Source organism: Alphaproteobacteria bacterium (genome assembly GCA_035625915.1).
Classification (GTDB): domain Bacteria; phylum Pseudomonadota; class Alphaproteobacteria; order JACZXZ01; family JACZXZ01; genus DATDHA01.
The window spans coordinates 1-2,857 of record DASPOR010000139.1; the positions used below are offsets into that span (position 1 = coordinate 1).

Consider the following 2,857-nt stretch of genomic DNA (forward strand, 5'->3'; position numbering starts at 1 on the left):
CGCATTGCCGGCGTCACTTTGTCGAAGACCGTCGGCGCGATGAACAATCCGGCGGAGAGCGACGGATCGGCGGGCTTGCCTCCGCCCGTGAGCAGTTCTGCGCCTTCTTCCTTGGCTGATTCAATAAAGCCCATGATACGCTCGAATTGGCGTTGCGAGACGATCGGCCCGACGGCGTTCTGCTTGAGCCAGGGCACGCCGACCGGAAGTGCCTCGGCGAGCGACACGAGTTCCGCAACCACGCTTTTGTGCAGCGATGAGTGAACGAACACGCGCGAAGTTGAACTGCACGATTGTCCCTGTCGGTTCATATTCATGCCCTTGATGGCGGCCATGGCCGCCTTCCTGGGATCGGCGTCGGGGAAGATCACGATCGGATTCTTGCCACCGAGTTCGAGGCTGACCCGTTTGAGAGCCGCTGCCGCCTCTTGCGCGATGGCGCGGCCGGTGGGCACCGATCCGACAAAGCCGATGCGCCTCACATGCGGATGGCGCACAAGCGCGGCACCGATTTCGCCGCCGCCGGTGATGATGTTGACCACGCCCGCGGGGAAGATCCCGTCGCACAATTCACCAAGGCGCAAGCTCGAGAGCGGCGCCTGCTCTGAACCCTTGATCACCACAGTATTGCCGGCCGCGAGTGGCGCTGCCGCCTTCTCAGCGCAAAATCGAAACGGATGATTGAACGGATTGATCTTCGCCACGACACCAAACGGCTGCCGGCGTGTGAGGTTGAGATGGCGATCGCCTTGCGAGAATGTCTCTCCCTTGATTTCGCTCACCAAGGCGGCGCAATAGCGCAGCCAATCCACGGTCCAAATCATGTCGTCGCGCATGCCGACGATCGCGTTGCCGGAATCGACGGCGTCGAGCAGTGCGAGCTCGTCAGCGTTCTCTTCGATGGCGTTGGCCAGACGTTGAAGGCAGCGGGCGCGCTCTTTGATCGGAACGCGCGACCACTCGCTAAAGGCCGCCTTTGCAGCCTCAGCCGCTCTATCGACATCCGCCCCGCCCGCGCTCGGAACGTCGGCAAGCTTCTCCATGTTCGACGGATTGATGGAGGCAAAGGACTGACCCTCAATCGGGGAAATCCATCGACCGCCGATATAGAGGCCGCGCGGAGCGAAATTGAGCGTCGGAGAATGCATCGGTTATTCCGTAGGGTCGGGAACGATTGCAGCACGCAGCACGCTACGCTCGGAAGCTTTCTTGAAAGCAGCGTTGAGCTCCTTCAAAGCGAATTTGGAGTCGACGATCTCCTTGAACGGGAACCGCTCGCGGTTCGACCTCACGAAATCGAGCGCCTGGATCAGATGCCGTGGATGATAGTTGTGAATCCCACGCATCGTGACCCAGCGCTTGACCAGCATATTGGCATCGATCGTGACATTGGCGTCAGGGTTGACCAAACCTCCAAGCACGTAGCGGCCGCCGGTTCTGAGCATCTGCAAACCCTGCGGGATGACTTCCGGCACCCCGCAAACCTCGATCACCGCGTCGGCCCCGTCAGGGCGGCACAACTTGCGCACCTCGTCGATGACCGATTGTGCCGCTAGCGCTCCAACGTCGATGACGTGATCGGCGCCGAACTTTTTGGCGACTTTGAGCCGGCTGGCGACGGCATCGAGACCGATCACGCACCGCGCACCCCGGGCTTTTGCCATCGCGGCGCCGTACAGGCCAAGCAAGCCGAGCCCCTGAATGACCACGGCATCGCCCATTTGGATTTCGGCGGCTTGGGTCACCGACACCATCGTTGCCACGCCGCAATTGAGCGGTGTTGCCTCCTCGTCGCTGAGCTCTGGGGGAAGCTTTAGAATCCAGGTACCAGGCAGGATGTAGCAATACTCGGCGAACCCTCCGAGCAAATGCGGATCCGTTTCCGCGAGGTCGTGACCGTATTTGCGCACGCCATGACACTTCTGCGGCATGTCGAGGACTTCGCGGTAGTAGCACTGCCCGTCGAAGAAATATTCGCTCCAGGTGACGCGGTCGCCGACTCTGAGCGAATCACCTCGCATATCTTTGTCGATACCTTCACCCATTTCCTCGATGCTGCCGATGATCTCATGGCCAAGAATTCCCGGGCAGGGATTGGGTCGGCGGCCTTCGTAGGAATGAATGTCCGAGCGGCAGATCGTCGACATCGTCACCCGCACCAGAACTTCGCCGCGCTTGGCGGGACGTAACGGAAACTCCTTTAGAACGAAAGGGGTGTTGGGCGCTTGGTAAACAGCGGCCTTGGCGGTGCGCATGTCTGCTCCCGGTGGTTTCGACCGCGCCGGTCGACTATTCGACCCCGTTCAGCGCAAAATCGAACATATCGTAGTTGTAAAGCGGCCCCGCCTTCGCTCGCTTGCGATAGACCGCATTGAGCGGCCGCGACAGCAGGAACGGAACCCTGCGCTCGGCGAGACCGCCGTGCGAACGCAGGCGCTGTCCCGCCAAAAGGCTCAGATCATGGTCCTCGCGCCGTGCGCCGAGGACCGTGTTGCGATCGCCGAAGACGGCGAAATCTCCCTCCCGATCGAGCGGAAGCTGAAACTGTTCGCACACGTGTCGCCTGTCGAGGACGAGTTCGACGCCCGGCAGCGAACGGCTGAACGCCATCATGGCCGCAACGTCGCCCGCCTTGCGCAAATGCACCCGTACGAACGAACCCAGCGCACCGTGATGGCGCACGAACGGATCGGCGATCGGGCAGATGACCCGCACCGATCTCGCACCAAAGTGCAAATTGAGTTCGTCCTCAAGATAAACGACATTCGCTGTCCCGTCGGTGGCCGACTTGTCGTTCATCCCATGGTCCGCCGTGATCGCCACTGTGGCACCGAGAGCGATGAGCTTTTTAACGACA

The 2,857-nt window shown here is 61.0% G+C and carries 3 protein-coding genes; all 3 read right to left on the reverse strand.

Annotation, left to right across the window (positions count from 1 at the left end; translation table 11 throughout):
- Positions 1-1,148: aldehyde dehydrogenase family protein (locus VEJ16_11275; protein HYB10244.1), on the reverse strand; the 1,148-nt coding region annotated here is incomplete at its 3' end.
- A gap of 3 nt (positions 1,149-1,151) precedes the next feature.
- Positions 1,152-2,255: a zinc-binding dehydrogenase gene (locus VEJ16_11280; GenBank protein ID HYB10245.1), complete on the reverse strand. Its 1,104-nt coding sequence runs from the start codon at positions 2,253-2,255 to the stop codon at positions 1,152-1,154.
- A 34-nt stretch (positions 2,256-2,289) separates the two neighbouring features.
- Positions 2,290-2,857 (reverse strand): phosphonoacetate hydrolase (locus VEJ16_11285; GenBank protein ID HYB10246.1); only part of this gene is annotated, 568 nt, incomplete at its 5' end.

Bases quoted from the DNA above. Each gene is read 5' to 3' on its own strand.
- VEJ16_11280 (HYB10245.1), bottom strand. From the start codon at position 2,255: ATGCGCACCGCCAAGGCCGCTGTTTACCAAGCGCCCAACACCCCTTTC.